The sequence below is a fragment of the Rhodococcus sp. 27YEA6 genome, from assembly GCF_044908235.1.
Lineage (GTDB): Bacteria > Actinomycetota > Actinomycetes > Mycobacteriales > Mycobacteriaceae > Rhodococcus_F > Rhodococcus_F qingshengii.
In genome coordinates this window covers 127,291-147,821 of sequence record NZ_JBIYCY010000014.1, presented here as the reverse complement: position 1 = coordinate 147,821, position 20,531 = coordinate 127,291, and the positions used below count along the sequence as shown (strand labels likewise).

20 protein-coding genes are annotated in these 20,531 nt (G+C 62.8%); 13 read left to right on the top strand and 7 right to left on the bottom strand.

Annotated features, from left to right (window positions below):
• Window positions 1–41: 41 nt before the first annotated feature.
• A complete protein-coding gene (locus ABH939_RS26690; protein ID WP_404650395.1) occupies window positions 42–1,646 on the bottom strand; it encodes an ABC transporter substrate-binding protein in 1,605 nt (534 codons plus the stop codon).
• 364 nt (window positions 1,647–2,010) lie between these two features.
• Between ABH939_RS26690 and acs the strand changes: the two genes are divergently transcribed.
• The gene (gene acs / locus ABH939_RS26685; RefSeq protein WP_007732429.1) at window positions 2,011–3,942 is read left to right on the top strand and encodes an acetate--CoA ligase; all 1,932 of its coding nucleotides are present in this window, start codon (window positions 2,011–2,013) and stop codon (window positions 3,940–3,942) included.
• Between the two features lie 37 nt (window positions 3,943–3,979).
• Here acs and ABH939_RS26680 read toward each other — a convergent pair whose 3' ends face one another.
• The gene (locus ABH939_RS26680; protein ID WP_042446697.1) at window positions 3,980–4,405 is read right to left on the bottom strand and encodes a MarR family transcriptional regulator; all 426 of its coding nucleotides are present in this window, start codon (window positions 4,403–4,405) and stop codon (window positions 3,980–3,982) included.
• 107 nt (window positions 4,406–4,512) lie between these two features.
• Here ABH939_RS26680 and ABH939_RS26675 point away from each other — a divergent pair, with 107 nt between their 5' ends.
• The 5 genes from ABH939_RS26675 to ABH939_RS26655 all read left to right on the top strand — a co-directional run bounded on the left by ABH939_RS26675 (window position 4,513) and on the right by ABH939_RS26655 (window position 10,289).
• Complete coding sequence (locus tag ABH939_RS26675) at window positions 4,513–5,592, top strand: substrate-binding domain-containing protein (RefSeq protein WP_007732424.1); 1,080 nt, start codon at window positions 4,513–4,515, stop codon at window positions 5,590–5,592.
• A gap of 122 nt (window positions 5,593–5,714) precedes the next feature.
• On the top strand, window positions 5,715–6,335 hold the full coding sequence (locus tag ABH939_RS26670; RefSeq protein WP_404650394.1) for an AmiS/UreI family transporter: 621 nt from the start codon (window positions 5,715–5,717) through the stop codon (window positions 6,333–6,335).
• A gap of 26 nt (window positions 6,336–6,361) precedes the next feature.
• The gene (locus ABH939_RS26665) at window positions 6,362–7,399 is read left to right on the top strand and encodes an aliphatic amidase (RefSeq protein ID WP_063315184.1); all 1,038 of its coding nucleotides are present in this window, start codon (window positions 6,362–6,364) and stop codon (window positions 7,397–7,399) included.
• A gap of 10 nt (window positions 7,400–7,409) precedes the next feature.
• Window positions 7,410–8,468 carry an AAA family ATPase gene (locus ABH939_RS26660; RefSeq protein WP_404650393.1) on the top strand — a complete coding sequence of 353 codons (1,059 nt, stop codon included), beginning with the start codon at window positions 7,410–7,412 and terminating at the stop codon, window positions 8,466–8,468.
• A gap of 135 nt (window positions 8,469–8,603) precedes the next feature.
• Window positions 8,604–10,289, top strand: coding sequence for a purine-cytosine permease family protein (locus tag ABH939_RS26655; RefSeq protein ID WP_404650392.1), 1,686 nt, complete (start codon window positions 8,604–8,606; stop codon window positions 10,287–10,289).
• A gap of 57 nt (window positions 10,290–10,346) precedes the next feature.
• Here ABH939_RS26655 and ABH939_RS26650 read toward each other — a convergent pair whose 3' ends face one another.
• Complete coding sequence (locus ABH939_RS26650; protein ID WP_003946096.1) at window positions 10,347–11,738, bottom strand: MFS transporter; 1,392 nt, start codon at window positions 11,736–11,738, stop codon at window positions 10,347–10,349.
• 175 nt (window positions 11,739–11,913) lie between these two features.
• Here ABH939_RS26650 and nhaA point away from each other — a divergent pair, with 175 nt between their 5' ends.
• Genes nhaA through ABH939_RS26635 form a run of 3 tightly spaced genes read left to right on the top strand, consistent with a single transcriptional unit; the run spans window position 11,914 to window position 14,705 of the window.
• Window positions 11,914–13,248 carry a Na+/H+ antiporter NhaA gene (gene nhaA / locus ABH939_RS26645; RefSeq protein WP_007732414.1) on the top strand — a complete coding sequence of 445 codons (1,335 nt, stop codon included), beginning with the start codon at window positions 11,914–11,916 and terminating at the stop codon, window positions 13,246–13,248.
• Entirely contained in the window at window positions 13,245–13,754 is a 510-nt protein-coding gene (locus ABH939_RS26640; protein ID WP_007732413.1) for a phage holin family protein, read from the top strand. Before nhaA ends, ABH939_RS26640 begins: the two co-directional genes overlap by 4 nt.
• A gap of 15 nt (window positions 13,755–13,769) precedes the next feature.
• Entirely contained in the window at window positions 13,770–14,705 is a 936-nt protein-coding gene (locus tag ABH939_RS26635; protein WP_019746624.1) for an alpha/beta fold hydrolase, read from the top strand.
• A gap of 3 nt (window positions 14,706–14,708) precedes the next feature.
• Here ABH939_RS26635 and ABH939_RS26630 read toward each other — a convergent pair whose 3' ends face one another.
• Genes ABH939_RS26630 through nth form a run of 4 tightly spaced genes read right to left on the bottom strand, consistent with a single transcriptional unit; the run spans window position 14,709 to window position 18,057 of the window.
• Window positions 14,709–15,899 carry a MarP family serine protease gene (locus tag ABH939_RS26630; protein ID WP_209911121.1) on the bottom strand — a complete coding sequence of 397 codons (1,191 nt, stop codon included), beginning with the start codon at window positions 15,897–15,899 and terminating at the stop codon, window positions 14,709–14,711.
• Complete coding sequence (locus ABH939_RS26625) at window positions 15,896–16,615, bottom strand: CoA pyrophosphatase (RefSeq protein ID WP_007732411.1); 720 nt, start codon at window positions 16,613–16,615, stop codon at window positions 15,896–15,898. The genes ABH939_RS26630 and ABH939_RS26625 overlap by 4 nt, the downstream gene beginning before the upstream one ends.
• Window positions 16,612–17,265 carry a TlpA disulfide reductase family protein gene (locus ABH939_RS26620; protein WP_003943500.1) on the bottom strand — a complete coding sequence of 218 codons (654 nt, stop codon included), beginning with the start codon at window positions 17,263–17,265 and terminating at the stop codon, window positions 16,612–16,614. The genes ABH939_RS26625 and ABH939_RS26620 overlap by 4 nt, the downstream gene beginning before the upstream one ends.
• A gap of 6 nt (window positions 17,266–17,271) precedes the next feature.
• Window positions 17,272–18,057 (bottom strand): endonuclease III, encoded by a 786-nt coding sequence (nth, locus tag ABH939_RS26615; protein WP_003943471.1) that lies wholly within the window; start codon window positions 18,055–18,057, stop codon window positions 17,272–17,274.
• 80 nt (window positions 18,058–18,137) lie between these two features.
• Between nth and ABH939_RS26610 the strand changes: the two genes are divergently transcribed.
• The 4 genes from ABH939_RS26610 (at window position 18,138) to ABH939_RS26595 (ending at window position 20,515) form a co-directional block, all read left to right on the top strand.
• Window positions 18,138–18,410, top strand: coding sequence for a hypothetical protein (locus tag ABH939_RS26610; protein ID WP_019746620.1), 273 nt, complete (start codon window positions 18,138–18,140; stop codon window positions 18,408–18,410).
• A gap of 255 nt (window positions 18,411–18,665) precedes the next feature.
• On the top strand, window positions 18,666–19,340 hold the full coding sequence (locus ABH939_RS26605) for a Crp/Fnr family transcriptional regulator (RefSeq protein ID WP_003943506.1): 675 nt from the start codon (window positions 18,666–18,668) through the stop codon (window positions 19,338–19,340).
• Between the two features lie 128 nt (window positions 19,341–19,468).
• Window positions 19,469–19,939 (top strand): DUF1348 family protein, encoded by a 471-nt coding sequence (locus tag ABH939_RS26600; RefSeq protein ID WP_404650391.1) that lies wholly within the window; start codon window positions 19,469–19,471, stop codon window positions 19,937–19,939.
• Window positions 19,940–19,954: 15 nt separating this feature from the next.
• On the top strand, window positions 19,955–20,515 hold the full coding sequence (locus ABH939_RS26595) for a TetR/AcrR family transcriptional regulator (protein ID WP_054827456.1): 561 nt from the start codon (window positions 19,955–19,957) through the stop codon (window positions 20,513–20,515).
• Window positions 20,516–20,531 lie beyond the last annotated feature (16 nt).

Genomic DNA, 20,531 nt, shown 5'->3' with positions numbered 1-20,531 from the left:
CCGCCCCGAACTCACGTTTCAGATGCGGATCGTTCTACGCGTCAGTTCTTTTCGATGTCTTCGTAGACCGGAACACCGTTCCAGCTGATGGTCACGTTGGAAACGTTCTCCGACCATCCACTGGCAGCGTTGCGGTACCACGTCGGAACTGCGGGCAGGTCCTTGAGCAGGACTTCCTGGGCCTGATCGAGCAGTTCCTGAGCCTTCGCCTGATCGGTCTGGCCGGCCGATTCGCGCAGGAGGCGGTCGAACTCGGGGTTGGAGTACTCACCGTCGTTGGAGCTGCCGCCGGTCTGGTAGTTCTGCGCCAGGAAGCCGTACTGCTGCGGGTAGTCGCCCTGCCAACCGGAGCGGAAAGAGCTCTGGATGGTGCGGTCGGTGGCTTCGGTGCGGATCTGAGCGAAGGTGGCGTACTGCTTGCCCTTTGCGTCGATACCGAGGGTGTTGCGGATGCTGTTCGCCGTGGCATCGACCCATTCCTGGTGTCCGCCGTCGGAGTTGTAGGCGATCTCGAAGCTGCCGGACCACGGTGCGATGGCGTCGGCCTTGGCCCAAGCAGCCTTGGCCGCCTCGGGATCGAACTTCACGTTGCTGTTACCGGTCAGCGAGTCGTTCCAGCCCTTGATTGCGGGGCTGGTGAAGTCGAGTGCAGGCGTCCTGGTCTTGTTGAAGATCTGCTGGGTGATCTGATCGCGGTTGATCGCCATCGAGATCGCCTGACGGCGGAGCATGCCCTCTTCGCCGCTGAAGTGCGGCAGGCGACCCGGGATCGTGAACGTCTCGATGGTTGCCGACGGCTGGTTGACGGTGCGTCCGGGCAGGTCCGACTCGAAGGTCGTGACGGCGCTCGGCGGAACCTGGTCGAGAACGTCGACGTTGTTGGCCAGGAGATCGGTGTACGCCGTGTCGAGGCTGTTGTACATGATGAAGTCGACGCCGGCGTTCTTCGGCTTACGGTTGCCGTTGTAGTCCGGGTTCACGACGGTGTCGATGCGGACGTTGTGCTGCCACGCGCCGGTTCCGTCGAGCTTGTACGGGCCGTTGCCGATCGGGTTCTCACCGAAGGCGGTCATGTCCTTGAACGCGACCTCGGGCAGCGGGTAGTACGCCGTGAAGCCGAGGCGATCGGGGAACGCCGACTCGGGCTGCTTGAGTTCGATGGTGAAGGTGGAGTCGTCCACAACCTTCAGACCCGACATGGTCTGTGCCGTCGGAACCTCGGCGGCAACTTCGTCGTAGCCCTTGATCGGATCGAAGAACGATGCCTGAAGCTGAGCGTTGGTGGAGAGGGCGCCGTAGTTCCACGCGTCGACGAACGACTTCGCGGTGACGGGGGTGCCGTCCGTGAAGGTCCAACCGTCCTTGAGCTTGACGGTGAAGTTCTGACCGTCGGTGCTCTCGATGGACTCGGCAACCTCGTTCTCCGTACCGCCGTCTGCGGTGTACGAAACGAGACCGGAGAACAGCGAGTCGAGGACGCGGCCGCCCATGTTCTCACTCGTGTTCGTGGGGATCAACGGGTTCTGAGGCTCGCCCGCCCAGGCGTTGACGACGCCACTGGACGATCCGCCCGACGAACATGCCGTGATCAGCACTGCCGTCATTCCGAGCGCGACCGCGCCCGTCGCTATGCGTGAGATACGCAAAGGAATTCCTTCCACATCTAAGTGACCCCGAGCATGCTCGCGGCCTGCCGACAGCCGTAACTGCCGGCGTCGTGTCGCCTACAACTGAAAGTGAACGTGACTTCGAGTTGTGGTCGAATAATGGTTTGACAATAGACACATCCGACGCGGGGCGCGCATCGCACCCATTGTCCGCAATTCCGAGGGAAATCTGTCCGCGCCCATTCACTCGTCGGCGGAAGCGACCACCCGTCGCATCAATTCGACCGATCGTCGCAGGACAACGGGTTGCAACGTGATGCAACGGTGCGTTTACGCGAGCTTGTGACTACCCTCACACGGAGTCAGAAAAGTGTCGATCAAAGTGGAAAGAAGGCCGTCAGCCATGACAAGCGCAGCCGAAACAGACGTCCCCCAGGCATATCCGCCGAGCGCAGAGTTCGCTGCGGCCGCCAACGCGGGACCGGAGTTGCAGGCTGCCGCAGATACCGACCGCCTCGCTTTCTGGGCGAATCAGGCTGAGCGCCTTCACTGGCACGAGAAATGGACCGACGTCCTCGACTGGACCGACGCCCCCGTCGCCAAGTGGTTCGTCGGCGGAAAACTCAACGTCGCCTACAACTGCGTCGACCGCCACGTCCTCGCCGGCAACGGCGACCGCGTCGCCATCCACTTCGAAGGCGAACCAGGCGATTCCCGCGACCTGACCTACAACGACCTCCTCGCCGAAGTCAGCCGCGCCGCAAACACTTTCACCGACCTCGGCCTCGTCGCCGGTGACCGCGTCGCGATCTACATGCCGATGATCCCCGAAGCGATCGTCACCATGCTCGCCTGCGCCCGCCTCGGCCTGACCCACTCGGTCGTCTTCGCCGGATTCTCCGCCACCGCCCTACGCTCGCGCATCGACGACGCCCAAGCCAAACTCGTGGTCACCGTCGACGGGCAGTGGCGACGCGGCGCAGCAGCACCCATCAAAACAGCGGTCGACGAATCCGTCGCCGGCGCCGAATCCGTCCAGAACGTGTTGGTGGTCAACCGGACCGGCATCGACGTCGACTGGACCGACGGCCGCGACCTGTGGTGGCACGAAACCGTCGCACAGGCCTCACCCGAGCACGAGGCGCAGGCCTTCGACGCCGAGCATCCCCTGTTCATTCTCTACACCTCCGGCACCACCGGAAAGCCCAAGGGCATCATCCACACCTCCGGCGGCTACCTCACCCAGGCCTCGTACACCCACCACAACGTCTTCGATCACAAAGCGGGACAAGACGTCTACTGGTGCACCGCCGACATCGGCTGGGTCACCGGACACTCCTACATCGTCTACGGACCCCTCTCGAACGGCGTCACCCAGGTCGTCTACGAAGGCACCCCCAACTCCCCGAACGAGCACCGCCACTTCGACATCATCGAGAAGTACGGCGTCTCCATCTACTACACCGCACCCACCCTCGTGCGCACGTTCATGAAGTGGGGCCGCGAGATCCCCGACGCCCACGACCTGTCCTCGATCCGCCTCCTCGGATCTGTGGGCGAGCCCATCAACCCCGAAGCGTGGCGCTGGTTCCGAGAGGTCATCGGCGGCAACAAAGCCCCCATCGTCGACACCTGGTGGCAGACCGAGACCGGCGCGATCATGATCTCCCCACTCCCCGGTATCACCGCCACCAAACCCGGATCCGCCATGGCACCACTGCCCGGCATCTCCGCGAAGATCGTCGACGACGACGCCAAGCCCCTCGGCCCCGGCGGCAACGGCTACCTCGTCCTCGACGAGCCGTGGCCGGCGATGCTCCGCGGCATCTGGGGCGACATGGACCGCTACCGCGACACCTACTGGTCCCGCTACGCCGAAGAAGGCTGGTACTTCGCCGGTGACGGCGCCAAGTACGACGACGACGGCGCACTCTGGGTCCTCGGCCGCGTCGACGACGTCATGAACGTCTCCGGTCACCGCATCTCCACCTCCGAAGTGGAATCAGCACTGGTGAACCATCACGGAGTCGCCGAAGCCGCCGTCGTCGGTGCCGCCGACGAGACCACCGGACAGGGCATCGTCGCGTTCGTCATCCTCCGTGAAGGCGTCGAGAACACCGGCGACGTCCTCATCGCCGAACTCAAGGCTCAGGTCTCCACCGACATCAGCCCCATCGCCAAACCGCGTCAGATCACGATCGTGCCGGAACTGCCGAAGACCCGATCCGGCAAGATCATGCGCCGCCTCCTGCGCGACGTCGCCGAAGGCCGCGACCTCGGAGACACCTCGACCCTGGTCGACCCCAAGGTATTCGACGCCATCCGCGGCAAGTAGGACCTTCGGCCCCTGTGCGCCTTTTTGGTAGTCCCCACTACCGGAAAGGCACACAGGGGCGAAGCCCCTCTCGCAACTTCACTTCCTCTTTCGACGTCAGCCAGGACTCCTCGGCTACGCGGATGTCTGCGGCAACCCTCTTGTGCAAGGACTTTCCGCGCGAGGAGAGAAACACGCGTACCTTCCGACGGTCGTCCTCCCCGACTTCGCGGTAGATAAGCGCCAGCGAGACCAACTTGTCCGCAACTCGCGTCAGCGTCGGAGCCGGTGTTCCCGTTCGATCGCGCAACTCAGCCATCGTCAGCCCCTCGGTCGACGCCAGGGCTTCGAGCGTCATCCAGTGATCGAGAGTGAGATTCTCTGCCGCCAGCGCCTTCTCCGCCGCTGCCGCGGCCATTCGAGCTGCTCGGACCAGCGCAGTCGTCAGCGACGCATCAAGAATTCCGGAGTCACTTTTTCCCACTGATCGCTCCCCCGCTGTTGCGCAGTTCACACTTCTCGGGCAATACTTTCAAATGAAATGATAGTAACCCAGGCCAGGCCGCTGACTCCCGATTCCGGCGGCGACGCATGAGCGCTACCGGCGCGCTCGAACGCGCGCGCAGCGCGGTGTGGCGCCTGGGCATGGTGGTTCCCCTTCAGGGGCCGGCCGGACTGTTCGGCCCCTCCTGCGAAGCAATCAGCGAGTTGGCCGCCCGCGACCTCAACAACTCCGGTGGCGTGCTGGGACGCGAAGTCCAGATCGAAGTGATCGACGGCGGCGCTTCGCCGAGCGTCGTCGCCGCCCGCGTGGGACAACTACTCGACGCAGGCGACATCGACGCGGTCAGCGGTTGGCACATCTCCTCTGTCCGCCACGCTCTTGCACCCGTGGTCGCGGACCGCATTCCGTACTCGTACACCTCGCTCTACGAGGGCGGCGAGGTCAGATCCGGCATCTACTGCTCCGGCGAAACACCACGGCAGCAGATCGCGCCGGCGCTGAAGTGGCTGCGCGACAACGTCGGAGCGCGTAAGTGGTTTGTCGTCGGGGACGACTACATTTGGCCGCACAGCTCTCTCGGAGCCGTGAGGCAATTCGCCACCGAACTCGATCTCAGCCTTGTCGGCGGTTCGTTTGTCGACCTGGGGCGCGGAAACATGAAGCAGTTGGTCGAGACCGTCTCGAACTCCGGTTGCGACGGCGTGATCATGCTCCTCGTCGGCCAGGACGCCGTCGATTTCAACCGCGCCTTCGCCCGCCGCGGCCTCGACGAGTCGATGATCCGGTTCAGCCCGTTGATGGAAGAGAACATGCTGCTCGCGAGCGGGCCGAGGGCAACCCGCAACCTGTTTGCCTCCGCCGCGTACTTCCGTTCGATGGTTGACGGCAACTCCATGGATCTTCTCGGGCGCTACGTTGCACTGCACGGCGCGCACGCTCCGGCACTGAACAATGCCGCCGAATCGTGTTACGAAGGGATACATACCCTTTCGGCCCTGGTTCGACGCGCCGACAGCACTCATCCGCGTGACCTGGACGCCGTCGTCGAGGGTGCCGCGTACGACGGGCCTCGCGGAACCGTCGAGTTTCGTGATCGTGTTGCACGGCAGAAGATTCAGCTCGCCGTCGCCGACGGACTCGACTTCTCGATCATCGCAACGCTCTGAGATTTTCCCTGAGATCTCCCTCTTGACTTCTGTGGCGCGCATCACTTAGTTTCATTTGGAATCATTTCATTTGAAAGTAACCCGTCCCGAAGTAACCGTCCCGAAGTAACCGGAGGTGCCCGATGGGCAGTGTTGGTTTGCTTTACGTGGGAGCCGTCCTCTTCGTCAACGGACTGATGCTGCTCGGCACAGTTCCCGTTCGATCCGCCTCGGTCCTCAACCTCTTCGTCGGCGCACTTCAATGCGTCGTCCCCACCGTCATGTTGATTCAGGCTCAGGGAGATTCGAGTGCCGTCCTGGCGGCCTCGGGGCTCTATCTGTTCGGATTCACCTATCTCTACGTGGGCATCAGCAATCTCGCCGGCTTCGAGCCGGAAGGAATCGGGTGGTTCTCGCTGTTCGTCGCGTGCGCCGCGCTCGTGTACTCCTTCCTCTCTTTCACAGTGAGCAACGACCCCGTCTTCGGGGTCATCTGGCTCGCATGGGCAGCGCTGTGGACGCTGTTCTTCCTGGTACTCGGGCTCGGCCGCGAGAATCTCAGTCGCTTCACCGGCTGGGCAGCGGTCCTCCTGAGCCAGCCCACGTGCACGGTCCCCGCATTTCTGATCCTGACCGACAACTTCCACACCACACCCGCCGTCGCGGCCGGTTGGGCCGGAGCACTTCTGGTTCTCCTGAGCCTGGCCAAGATCCTCGCTGCACCCAAAACCGCAGTACCCCAATCCCGTCCAGTCTTCAACTGATCGACACAACCAAGGAGTGAAAGACAATGCGACACGGTGACATCTCCTCGAGCAACGACACGGTCGGCGTAGCAGTGGTCAACTACAAGATGCCCCGCCTGCACGATCGCGCCGGTGTCCTCGAGAACGCGCGCAAGATCGCCGACATGATGATCGGCATGAAGACCGGCCTCCCCGGAATGGATCTGGTGGTCTTCCCCGAATACTCCACGCAGGGAATCATGTACAACGAGGAGGAGATGTACGCGACAGCAGCCACCATCCCGGGCGACGAGACCGCGATCTTCTCCGCAGCGTGCCGCGAAGCCAACACGTGGGGAATCTTCTCCATCACCGGCGAACAGCACGAAGACCACCCGAACAAGCCCCCGTACAACACGTTGATCCTCATCGACAACAAGGGCGAGATCGTTCAGAGGTACCGAAAGATCCTGCCCTGGTGCCCCATCGAAGGGTGGTACCCGGGAGACACGACGTATGTCACCGAAGGCCCGAAGGGGCTGAAGATCTCGCTCATCATCTGCGACGACGGCAACTACCCGGAGATCTGGCGCGACTGCGCGATGAAGGGTGCAGAACTGATCGTCCGTTGCCAGGGGTACATGTACCCCGCCAAGGACCAGCAGGTGATGATGTCCAAGGCAATGGCCTGGGCCAACAATTGTTATGTGGCAGTTGCCAATGCGGCCGGATTCGACGGCGTCTACTCCTACTTCGGACACTCCGCGATCATCGGATTCGACGGCCGGACGCTGGGTGAAACCGGCGAAGAAGAATACGGAATCCAGTACGCGCAGCTTTCCGTCTCAGCCATTCGCGACGCACGCGAGAACGATCAGTCCCAGAACCACATCTTCAAACTCCTCCATCGCGGCTACTCCGGTGTCCACGCAGCAGGTGACGGAGACAAGGGCGTCGCGGACTGCCCGTTCGAGTTCTACAAGCTGTGGGTCACCGACGCCCAGAAGGCTCAGGAACGCGTCGAGGCCATCACCCGAGACACAGTGGGTGTAGCGGATTGTCGCGTCGGAAACCTGCCGGTCGAGAAGACAATCGAAGCGTAAGGATCTCACTGTGCCTTATATCACCGACATGCTCCATGACCGGAACAGTGCAGCAGCACCACCGCCGGCCGAGGAACGAACCGAACCCGTACCGGTCGGGGCCTTCGACGCTCGCAAGCTCTCGAAAGCCCTGAGTTCCAAGATCGTCGGACAACAGGCCGCCGTCGACGCAGTGGTTCGTGCGATTTCGATCGCGCATGTCGGTGCCACGGATCCGACGCGTCCGCTCGCCAACATCCTTCTCGTTGGCCCGACCGGCGTCGGCAAGACGGAATTGGTGCGGCGCGTGGCCGCAGAACTACGGTCAGGACCCGATGATCTGTGCCGCATCGACATGAATACTCTTGCGCAAGAGCATTATGCGGCGTCGTTCTCCGGGGCTCCACCTGGATATGCCGGTAGCAAGGAGTCCTTCACGCTGTTCGACAAGAACACCGTCGAGGGCGATCCGTACACCCCCGGAATCGTCCTGTTCGACGAAGTGGAGAAGGCCGACCCCACCGTGCTGCGTGCGCTCCTGCAGGTCCTCGACAACGGCGAACTCCGGTTGGCGAACGGTCAGCAGAAGATCTCGTTCCGCAACAGCTACGTGTTCCTGACCTCGAATCTCGGCTCTGCTGCGGTGGCAGAACATCGGCGATCCCACCTGCGGCAGCTCGCCGATCGCGTCCGGATCGATCGACCGCGCCATGGTCATCATCTGGTGCAACGCGCGTTGGAGAAGTTCTTCGACCCCGAATTCTTCAACCGCATCGACGAAACCGTGATCCTCGACGAGTTCGACGAACAGACCGCGGAACAAGTGACCCGTCTCGAGATCGAACTGATCACGACTCGGTTGGCCAGGAGAGGCGTCGACGTCGACGTGGACGACAGCGCCGTCGCACTGTTGCAACGGCGCGGATTCGATCCGGTGTACGGAGCACGTGGCCTGCGCCGGACCATCCGGAACGTCTTGGCCGACCCGGTGGCCGCCGCCGTTCTCGACCTACGACCAGTCGGGACGCAGCCACTCGCCTTGCAGGCGCGGGCAGTTGGTGATCAGATACAGGTAAAGAAAGTCCCATGAGTGCTCGCTCACGTTGCGGATCGAATCCGCAACGTGGGCGACACATTTCAAACATGTCCGCGTAACGCCACCTCCCTAGGTTGGGTGCCTGCACCACAAAGTGCACATGCACAGGCACCCAGGGGAAGTGACGTCATGACAGCAGTGAACGAGCAGGTGTCCGCCGGCGCACCGGACAGGGCAGATCTCGGTGAGAACGCCGCACTGAAGGAGACTCTGGAGGACTACACCCTCCGATTTGCGCCACGCAGCTACCGCAAATGGGGAACCGGCGTCGTCGCGACCTCCGCGCTCGGCGGAATCGCGTATCTCGCAGACTTCTCGATCGGCGCCAACATCGGCATCTCGTACGGCACCGGTAACGCATTGCTGGGCATCGCCGTGTTTGCCGTCGTCATCATGGCCACCGGCTTCCCACTCGCCTACTACGCCGCGCGATACAACATCGACCTCGATTTGATCACGCGCGGAAGCGGTTTCGGCTACTACGGCTCCGTGGTCACCAACGTCATCTTCGCGACGTTCACCTTCATCTTCTTCGCGCTCGAAGGTTCCATCATGGCCCAGGGTTTGAAACTGGGGCTCGGGATCCCACTCTCGATCGGCTACGCGGTCTCGACCCTGATGGTCATTCCACTGGTCATCTACGGAATGAAGGCTCTGGCAAAGCTCCAAGTGTGGACGACGCCTCTGTGGCTCGTCATGATGGTGCTGCCGTTCCTGTATCTGCTGTTCAAGCACCCTGATTCGGTGAGCGCGTTCTTCGCCTTCGGCGGTGAGGACGGCGCAAACGGCAAGGGCGTCAACTTCGGATCGGTGATGCTGGCTGCGGGTGTCTGCTTGTCGCTGATCGCACAGATCGCCGAGCAGATCGACTACCTACGCTTCATGCCGCCCAAGACGCCGGAGAACACCCGTCGTTGGTGGGCTGCAGTAATTCTCGCGGGGCCCGGCTGGGTCATCTTCGGCGCGTTCAAGCAGATCGTCGGACTGTTCCTCGCCGTGTACATCATCGCGAACGTCGTCGACGGATCCTCGATCGCCAACCAGCCCGTGCACCAGTTTCTCGAGATCTACCAGGACATGATGCCGCACTGGCTGGCCATGACCCTTGCCGTGATCCTCGTGGTCATCAGCCAGATCAAGATCAACGTCACCAACGCGTACTCCGGCTCACTGGCCTGGACCAACTCGTACACCCGCGTCACCAAGACCTACCCCGGACGCATGGTCTTCGTTCTGGTCAACCTGGCGATCGCACTGATCTTGATGGAAGCCAACATGTTCGACTTCCTCAACACGATCCTGGGCTTCTACGCCAACTGCGGTATCGCCTGGGTCGTGGTCGTCGCCTCGGACATCGCGATCAACAAGTACTGGTTGAAGCTCTCCCCGAAAGTCCCCGAGTTCCGACGCGGCATGCTCTACGACGTCAACCCCGTCGGCTTCGTGTCGATGCTGCTGGCCGCGGGAGTGTCGATCCTGGTGTTCTTCGGCGCTTTCGGTTCGACGATCAAGCCGTTCTCCCCGATCGTCGCGATCGTCATCGCACTGGTGATGCCGCCGGTCCTGGCCGTCGCCACCAGGGGAAAGTACTACCTACGACGCACCGACGACGGCATCGATCTGCCGATGTTCGACGAGTACGGGAACCCCTCCGGTGAAACGCTTCTGTGCTGCGTCAGCGGAATCGAATTCGAGCGTCCCGACATGCTCGCGTCGAACGTGCCCGGTCCGAACGGCGAGAAGCAGTACATCAGCTCCCTGGCCTTGAGCACCGACAAGACCGGTGAGCATGTCCTGCCGGCTCAGCTTCCCTGACAACTGCTGTGCGCCTTTATTAACCGCCGGGGGTTAATAAAGGCGCACAGCAGGGGGTTATGCCCCTACATCGTCGAGCGACTCACCCTTCGTCTCACGCATGACCAGCAGCGCGACAAAAGTCAGCGTCGCCGCTACGAGAAGATAGATGCCGACCCAACCGACGCCGTAGTTCTTCGCGAGGTAGACGGCGATGAACGGCGCCACCGCTGCGCCCAGAATACTGGCCGTGTTGTACGCGATTCCCGAGCCCGTGTAGCGGACGTTGGTCGGGAAGAGTTCCGGGAGAACGGCACTCATCGGGCCGAAGGTCAGGCCCATGAGCAGCATGCCCACGATGAGGAACGCCAACATGCGACCGTCGTTCATTCCGTCCGGTTCGAGGAAGACACCGAAGGTCAAGCCGAACACCATGATCAGACCGGTGATGATCAGCAAGGTGATACGACGCCCGTAACGGTCGGCGAGCCAACCCGAGACCGGCACGGCAGCAGCGAAGAACACGACTGCGATCAACTGCAGGACAAGGAAATCGGTGTACTTGAAGCCCGCACCGGTTCCACCGTCGGCCGGCGTCTTGCCGGTTCCGTGGCTGAGAACCCAGGTGGTCATGATGTAGAACAGCGTGTACGTCGCGAGCATCACGAACGTACCGATGATCAGCTGACGCCAACTGGTCTTGAATACCTCGGCCACCGGAGTCTTGACCTTCTCGCCGCGCTCGACTGCACGCGCGAACACCGGGGTTTCCTCGAGCTTGAGCCTGACGTACAGGCCGATCATCACCATGATTGCGCTGAGCAGGAACGGAATTCGCCACCCCCAGCTCAGGAAGGCACCCTCGAGGTCCGGGCTGGAATTGTCGTGGTTCATGAACAACGTGATGATCAGAAACAGTCCGTTGGCCATGAAGAAGCCGATGGGCGCACCGAGTTGCGGCCACATCGCCGCCCAGGCCCGCTTGCCTTCCTTGGCCGTCTCGGTCGCGAGCAGCGCCGCACCCGACCATTCGCCGCCGAGCCCGAGACCCTGGCAGAAACGCATGAGCGCCAACAACGCCGGGGCCAGCAGTCCGATCTGGTGATAGGTCGGCAGTAGTCCGATGAGGAAGGTCGCTATGCCCATCGTCAGCAACGAGCCGACCAGAGTTGCCTTGCGTCCGACGCGGTCACCGAAGTGCCCGAAGAGAATCGAACCGAGGGGACGGGCGACGAACGCGAGTCCGAACGTCGCCAACGACGCGAGAAGCGCGGTGGTGTCGTTGCCCTTCGGGAAGAACAGGTGCGGGAACACCGATACTGCCGCTGTTGCATAGATGTAGAAGTCGTAGAACTCGATGGACGTACCCACCATGCTGGCGACCACGATTCGGCTGCGCGGCACTCCGGCGACGGTATCTGCGTCGCCGCCCTCCGGCTTGGGTGGATTCTCACTGACTGACGTGCTCAAAACATGCTCCTGCGCCGTTATACGAAAAAAATGTCCAATTGGTGGGATAGTGTCCCAATCAGTAGGAATTGAACACCCTCGGGGTTTTCCGACGCAAATTCGGTTCGCGAATTCGGCTCAGCGGGCAATCCGCGATAAAATTCCGTAAAGGTGAGCCGGGAAGTCTGGTCGGCACGTGCATTCGATGCGTCACAACGTCGATCACGTTCATGTCTGTTGCATCCGAATTCGGTTGCACGAACAAAGGTCGTCCCCACGCGTGATCTCCACCCTGCGTTCCGAACTGTCCCGCTACCTCCGCACCGAAACGGTGGGCGGATCGATCCTCCTGATCGCTGCCGCCCTCGCTCTGATCTGGGTGAACTCTCCTTTCGGTGAGAGCTACATCGCACTACGTGACTTCCAGATCGGTCCGTCCGCACTCCATCTCGACCTCAGCTTGGGCACGTGGGCGCAGGACGGACTGCTTGCCGTCTTCTTCTTCGTTGCCGGCCTCGAACTCAAACGTGAACTGGTGGTCGGCGAACTCGCGGACCGCAAAGCCGCGATGCTCCCGATCATCGCGGCGTGCGGCGGCGTCCTGGTCCCCGCGATCATCGCGGCGTCCATCGGTTTCGGCACGCCCGGCATGGACAAGGGCTGGGCTATTCCCGTCGCGACGGACATCGCTTTTGCCCTCGGCGTGCTCGCGCTGACCGGCTCGAAGATCCCGGCGAGCGCCCGAGTTTTCCTGCTCAGCCTGGCCGTCGTCGACGATCTGCTCGCGATCATCCTCATCGCCGTACTGTTCACCGGTTCCCTCGCGATGTTGTGGCTGCTGACCGCGGCCGCAGCCCTGGCTGCCTACGCCTACGCCCAACACAAACGCATCACGACGCCGTTCCTCTACGTCCCGCTGGCACTACTGACCTGGTACGCGATGCACGAAGCGGGGATACACGCCACACTCGCGGGCGTCGCGCTCGGCTTACTCACCCGGGTGAGGCGCGATCCGGACGAGGAGTACGCGCCCGGTAGCCGTCTCGAGCATCGCATTCAGCCTTACTCCGCAGGCTTCTGTGTCCCCGTCTTCGCACTGTTCGCCTCCGGTGTTCCGATCAACGCGGCGGTACTCGGCGACATTTTCACCGACCCCGTCGGGCAATCGGTTGTCGTCGGTCTTCTGGTCGGCAAAACCGTCGGAATCTTCGGAATTTCCCTGCTCGCGATCAAATTGGGGATAGCAACCAAACCCAAGACACTGGAATTGAGAGACATGTTTGCCCTCTCAGTTCTCGGTGGCATCGGGTTCACCGTTAGCCTGCTTGTAGCAGACCTCGCATTGGACGGGGTCGGCGATGGCAGCGAGGCCGAGATAGCGAAGGCCGCAGTTCTCGTGACATCGTTGGTGGCATCGCTGATCGGATCAGCGCTGCTGTGGCGACGTGGACGAGTTCATGCGGCTCGAGACGACGCTTCCACCGCCATTGCCACGGACGCGAGAGAACTACCTGGAGAGGTCGACAAGTGAGCTTGACCAACGGAGAGAGCCAGCGCTTCACCGGAGATGGAGTACCGAACACGGTCTCTTCCATCCCTCTCACCGATGTGGACGCCCGCACGCCGGGCGAGGCCACCATCGGGGCCCTCGTCAAGGACGCGACCGCACAGGTCTCCACCCTCGTGCGCGCCGAGGTCGAACTTGCCAAGGCCGAGGTGACGGGCGAGGTCAAGAAGGGTCTGCAGGGCAGCGTCTTCTTCATCCTGGCCTTCACGGTTCTGCTGTTCAGCTCGTTCTTCTTCTTTTTCTTCCTGGCCGAGATGCTCGACACCTGGGTGCCGCGCTGGCTGGCGTTCCTCATCGTCTTCCTGATCATGGTGGTGACCACCGCGATTCTGGCGCTGCTCGGTTATCTGCGCGTGCGCAAGCTGAGGGCTCCGGAGAAGACGATCGAATCGCTCAAGCAGGCCAAGAACGTCATCCCCGGCAGCCATGACGACGCAAAGCCGTCGGTCGATTTCAACGCGCGCCGGTAGCGAGTCTGATCGAAAGTGGCAGCCCCAGATCCATCCACCGTCAGGTTCGACGGCCCCTGGATTCACCGGGACATTCACGCCAACGGCATCCGGTTTCACGTCGTCGAGGTAGGCGACGCGGAGCCGGATGCTCCGTTGGTGGTCCTGTTGCACGGATTCGCCGATTTCTGGTGGTCCTGGCGCCATCAGTTGACGGCACTGTCCGAGCAGGGATTCCGCGTCGTCGCCATGGATCTTCGTGGGTACGGCGATTCCGACAAGCCCCCTCGCGGCTACGACGGTTGGACGCTCGCCGGTGACGTAGCCGGCCTCATTCGTGCGATGGGTTACGGCAAGGCCACGCTGATCGGTCATGCCGACGGCGGGTTGGTGTGCTGGGCGACCGCGCTCCTGCATCCACGCCTGGTGCGGTCGATCGCGTTGATCTCGTCGCCACACCCGATGGCACTCAAGAAAGCAGTCGTGCGCGACCCATATCAGCGCCGCGCGCTTTTGCCCTCGTTCCTGGCCTATCAGGTACCGCTACGCCCGGAACGTCGGTTGACGGCCGACAACGGCGCCGAGGTGGAGCGTCTGGTTCGCTCGCGGTCCGGCCCCACCTGGCCGCAGCAACCCGAGTTCGCGGACGTGATGACCAAGATGCGGGCCGCGATCCGGATCCCGGGCGTCGCGCATTCCACGCTGGAGTACCAGCGCTGGGCCTTCCGCAGCCAGCTCCGGCCCGAGGGTCGTCGTTTCATGCGTTTAATGGATCAGGTTCTTCGCATTCCGATCGTCCAGATTCACGGCGAACTCGACCCGTACGTGCTCACCCGTACCGTGCGACGCGACAAGCACTGGGCTCCCGGCGAAAAACTGCGCACCATTGCCGGAGTTGGTCACTACGCGCATCAGGAAGCCCCCGAGCGCGTCAACCGCGAACTCGAGGACTTCCTCCTTACGGAGAAGTGACCGCTACAGAATGCAGGCGCCTGTCGGCACCGGCGTCGACGCCGAGGCAGCCGCGTTCAACTGGCGCGATACTTCCTGGGCGGTGAGGACGAATCCGGTGTCGCTGTCGTCGACGGCAGCACCGAACACGACGCCGAGGACGCGCCCCTGATCGTCGACCATCGGCCCACCAGAGTTGCCCTGCCGGATGGATCCGCGGACGGTGTAGACCTCACGTTGAGTGGTTCCGGCCTTGTAGATGTCCGGTCCGTTCAGGTTCAGGACCTCACGAACGCGGGCTGCGCTGGCCGTGTACGGACCGCCGCCGGGGTAACCGAGCACCAACGCGTTGTCGCCGGTCCGAGCCTGCTCCGGAGCAAACGGCAGCACCGGTGCGTCCAGTCCGGGAACCGCCAGAATCGCGATGTCGACGGCGGAGTCGAAGAGAACCACCTGCGCGGGCAGCGCGCCCTCCATGGTGTCCACCGTGATGCTCTCGGTTCCGGCAACCACGTGGGCGTTGGTCATGACGCGTTCGGGGGCGACGATGAATCCGGATCCCTCGAGCGCGCGCTGGCAACTCGGTGCGACGCCGTTGATGCGTAGAACACTCGGACGCAACTGCGCCGCCAACGGACTGGCCAGAACGCTCGCGTCGGGTGCTTCGACCTCGGTGATGGGCGTACGCCCGAACGGGCCGATGACGTCCGGCAGACCGGAGGTGTCGAGCAACGCCGAAAACTCCGTCGGGATGCGGCGCAGCCACTGCGGCGCCAGTTCGTCCACGCTGGCGAGAACATCCGAACCACGAACAGCGGCGGCAATATTCGGCTGCGACGAAGAAGTGAGCGGAATCGCGAGCAACCACGCCGCGACCACGACGGCCACCGCCTGTAGACCCGCACCGATGACGCTGTCGACGGATCGCGCCGTCGGACTGTGCATTCCGCTGCGCGCCGCGCGTCCGAGCACCATGCCGGCGACTTCGCCGATGATGACCAACACCACGATCAGCGAGATGCCCGCGAGGATGCGCAGCTTGCCTTCGGTGACGTGCACGAGCAGGTGCGGCGCCAACAGAATCCCGGCGACGGCGCCGAGGATCACGCCGACGAACGCCAGCGCCGACGCCACCGCGCCCTGACGCCATCCGGACGTGGCCGCGATGAGGGCGACCAGAACGATGGCGATGTCCACCCAACGAGAACCTGTCATCGCGGCACCGCCGAATCCTCGACACCTTCACCGAACTCGGACAGCGCTGTGTCCAGGTCTCTCACGTCCTCGTAGTTCCACGGAATCTCCCAGCCCGACACCGTGAACAGCGCCGCGAGGATTCCTGCTGTGAACCCCCAGACCAGCATGCCGTCGGCGCGGAACGCCGGGCCCTGGTATCCGAGGGGATGGCGAACCTGAAACCGGTTGTCGGGGTCGAGCAACGTGCGCAGCGGCACCCTGGCCACCCGTCCGACCTCGCCCTCGTCCTGAATGCCCACCGTCGTCGGCTGCTCCCAGTAGCCGAGCACCGGCGTCACGTCGAAACCCGACGGCGGGATGAAGATCTCCGGCAGCACGGTGAGCGGCTGAACTCCGCTCGGATCGAGCCCGGTCTCTTCCTGAGCTTCACGCAGCGCGGTGCCGACGGGGCCGTCGTCGCCCGGATCGGCGGCACCGCCCGGGAATGCGACCTGTCCGCTGTGCTGACGCATCGTCGACGCCCGTTGGGTCAGCAGGACGTCTGCGCCCTCCGGCAAGCCGCCGACGGCGAGAGGGTCTGCCTCACGCGGTCCGCCGAAGAGCACGAGCACCGCGGCCGGACGCGTCACGGTGCCGCGCGGCGCGCGACGCTCGAGGACTGGGTTGATCCGATGGGGATCGGTGGGCTGGGTGCTGGCGACAGCGCGCAACCACTCGGGAACCGGTGTGCTCATACGACGACTCCCAGATATTGCGCCGCAGCGGCGGCGATCTCGTCCGCACTGCGGAAGGGTTGGGGCAAGACCTTGGCGACTGTTCCATCCGCGCGCACGAGCACCGACACCGGCAGCACCGGCGGTGCGCCCACTGCGATCCGTACCTTGCCGTCACCGTCCTGGACGCCGGGCAAACGCACCGAGTAGTCGATGAGTCGCGTCAAAGCGTTCTCCTGATTCGGATCCGAATGCACGGTCAGCACGTTGATGCTGCCGTCGGCGCGCTCCGCAAATTCCTGAAGGTACGGAAGCTCTTCGGCGCATGGCGCGCACCAGTACGCCCACAGATTGAGCAGAGTCGGCTTTCCGCCCACCGCTGCGGCAAGGTCGACGGGCGCTCCGTCGGAGACGCAGTCGAGGGTGATTCCGGCGAGAGCCGAGCCGGCAGGCGCTTCGCCGGTCGGAGTCGGGCAGGAAGCCAGAGCCGCCTGGCTACGGAGTTGATCGAGCGATTCCGACGACGGAGTGAACGTCGGCGGCTGATACGCGGACGAGGACGGGCCCGTCGACGTGGGCGTCGTGTCGTCTCCTCCGCGCGGCCAGATCGCCACGACGAGAGCCGCGACGACCACGAGCGCAGCGAGAGACCATCTTCCGGCACTTGTCATCGGCGATCACAACCCTGCCAGGGCGAGCAGATGATCGGTCTCGGGGCCTTTCACCAGGGCCGCGGCCTCGGTTTTGTCGGTCGGGCCGAGACCGTACGACGGGCAGTCCTTGGCCAGAACACACACACCGCACGCGGGCTTGCGCGCGTGGCAGACCCGTCGGCCGTGAAAGATCACGCGATGCGAGAGCAGAGTCCATTCCTTACGTTCGATCAGTGCCCCGACGGCGTGTTCCACCTTGACGGCATCTTCTTCCTCGGTCCACTTCCACCGACGCACGAGCCGACCGAAGTGGGTGTCGACGGTGATTCCCGGAATGTCGAAGGCATTGCCCAGCACGACGTTCGCGGTCTTGCGTCCGATGCCTGGGAGTTTCACCAGATCTTCGAGCTTGTTCGGGACCTGCCCGTCGTGGCGTTCGAGTAGCGCCTGACCGAGTCCGATCAGCGACGTCGTCTTGTTCCGGTAGAAGCCGGTGGAGCGGATGTACTCCTCGAGTTCGGTCCGATCGGCTTCCGCGTATGCCTTTGCGTCGGGATAACGGGCGAAGAGTGCCGGCGTGACCATGTTGACGCGGACGTCGGTGCATTGCGCCGACAGGATTGTCGCCACTGCCAGTTCCAACGGAGTCGTGAAGTCGAGTTCGCAGTACACGTGTGGGAAAGCCACAGCGAGCTCACGATTCATCCGACGCGCCCGGCGTACCAATCCGAGGTGTGATTCTTCCTTCCGCGCACCCCCCGAACGCGGTTTCTTCCGCTGCTCTGAACTGCCTGTCGGGGTGGTCTGCACTCAGACAACTGTACGGATACGACATGAGTGGAGACTCCGTCGTGTCGATTCTGAGACCTTCGACGTGTTTACTTCCCCCTATGCAAGGACTCGCAGTAATTCTCTTTCCGCTACTGCTTATGCTCTTTGCCCTGGCGATGGAACGAGTCGAAGGGCGATTGCGTCGGCTCTCGGTCCAAGAGCATGAAGTAGAAGACTTCCTCGACCAGGCAAGTCACGACGACGTCGCCCGCCTGGCAAGCGATGGGTTTCCCCATGCGTTCGCCCGCTTCCACCGGAAGCGTAAGGGCCGTCAGTCGGAGGCTCCCGAGAGCGCCAGCCTGGGCGAAATCCGGACACAACGGGCAAGTTGACGGCCATACAAAGTAGTCACCGCAGCGGATTCCGGAAGAATTTTCGGCTCTTACGTGGCATCAATCACTCGTCGCGAGCTAACGGGACGTAGACTTCGATGCCGTACCTGTTGCATTGAACACAGATTGCATTGGACACAGTGTCTCACTCATGAGGGCTGAGCCTGTGTACGACGGTTTGTGCGCAGCGCGGGTACAAAGATAGATAGCGCAAAAATGACACCACAAACGAACAAATCCCAACAAGGAGCGCACGTGGACGACGTCCTGGCAAGAGCCGGCATCTTCCAAGGAGTCGAGCCCTCAGCGGTAGCGGCGCTGACAAAGCAGCTGCAGCCCGTCGACTTCCCCCGTGGACATGTCATCTTCAACGAAGGTGAACCCGGTGACCGCCTGTACATCATCGTGTCCGGCAAGGTGAAGATCGGTCGACGCTCACCCGACGGTCGCGAGAACCTGCTGACGATCATGGGCCCGTCCGACATGTTCGGCGAACTGTCCATCTTCGACCCCGGCCCCCGCACCTCGACGGCTACGACCGTCACCGAGGTTCGCGCCGTGAGCATGGACCGCGACGCTCTCAAGGCATGGATCCAGCAGCGCCCCGAGATCGCCGAGCAGCTTCTGCGCGTTCTCGCCCGCCGTCTGCGTCGTACCAACAACACCCTGGCCGACCTGATCTTCACGGACGTTCCCGGCCGTGTCGCCAAGGCGCTCCTGCAGCTCGCGCAGCGCTTCGGCACTCAGGAAGGTGGCGCCCTGCGCGTCACTCACGACCTCACGCAGGAAGAGATCGCCCAGCTCGTCGGCGCTTCCCGCGAGACCGTCAACAAGGCGCTCGCCGATTTCGCACACCGCGGATGGCTTCGCCTCGAAGGCAAGAGCGTCCTGATCTCGGATTCCGAGCGTCTCGCTCGTCGCGCGCGCTAGTTTCTTCCTGTTCGACTCTTTCGGCCGCTCCCGCTTCGGTGGGGGCGGCCGAAGTCGTTCACTGGACTCTTGTTGTACCTATCGGTAAAGTTTGTACCGATAGGTACAAATCTGATCGAGGCCCCGCAATGACCGTCCGAGCACCGATTCCGCCCTTCACTCACGAAGCTGCCGTCCAGAAGGTCCGCCTCGCCGAGGACGGATGGAACTCACGCGATCCACACAAGGTGTCGCTGGCCTACACGCCGGACAGTTGGTGGCGTAATCGGTCGACGTTCGTCACCGGCCGATCCGAGATCGTCGAACTTCTGACCGAGAAGTGGACCCGCGAACTGGACTACCGGTTGATCAAAGAGTTGTGGGCACACAGCGACGACCGCATCGCAGTGCGATTCGCGTACGAGTGGCACGATCACGACGGGCAGTGGTTCCGCTCCTACGGCAACGAGAACTGGGAATTCGACGCCGACGGACTCATGCACCACCGTCATGCCAGCATCAACGACGTTCCCATCGAGGAGTCCGAGCGAAAGTTCTTCTGGGATCCGACCGGACCACGCCCGCACGATCATCCGGGCCTGAGCGAGTTGGATCTGTGATGAAAGGATGAATCCATGGCCAGACAGGTAGCTGAACGCTCGGACACGATTCCCGCTCTCGCAAACGTGTTTCGAACCTACGGGTTCGACGGAGCAAGCCTGGCCGTGATCACCGAACACACCGGTTTGGGCAAAGGCAGTCTCTACAACTTCTTTCCGCGCGGGAAGGAAGAGATGGCCGAGGCGGTGCTCGACGAGGTCGACAGATGGTTTCGCGCCGAAGTCTTCGAACCTCTTCGAGCAGAATCGGTTCCACCGAGGCAGCGCATCCAGAGCATGTTCGCTACCGCGGGCGACTACTTTCGGTCAGGGCAACGCATTTGCCTGTTCGGCGCATTTGCACTCGGTGAAGAGCGAAACCGCTTCGGCGCCAGGGTCCGAACATACTTCGACGAATGGACGGCGGCTCTCGAGGCGGCACTCGTCGGTGCCGAAGATTCCATCGGACTCGCCGAAGAAGCCGTGGCCGGGATCCAAGGGGCGATCGTGATGTCCCGGGCACTGGACGACGGTTCCGTATACAGCCGAGTGACGACGCGACTCGAAGATCGACTGGTACAGGCACTCACGCCGTAACGCATACCGCACGACC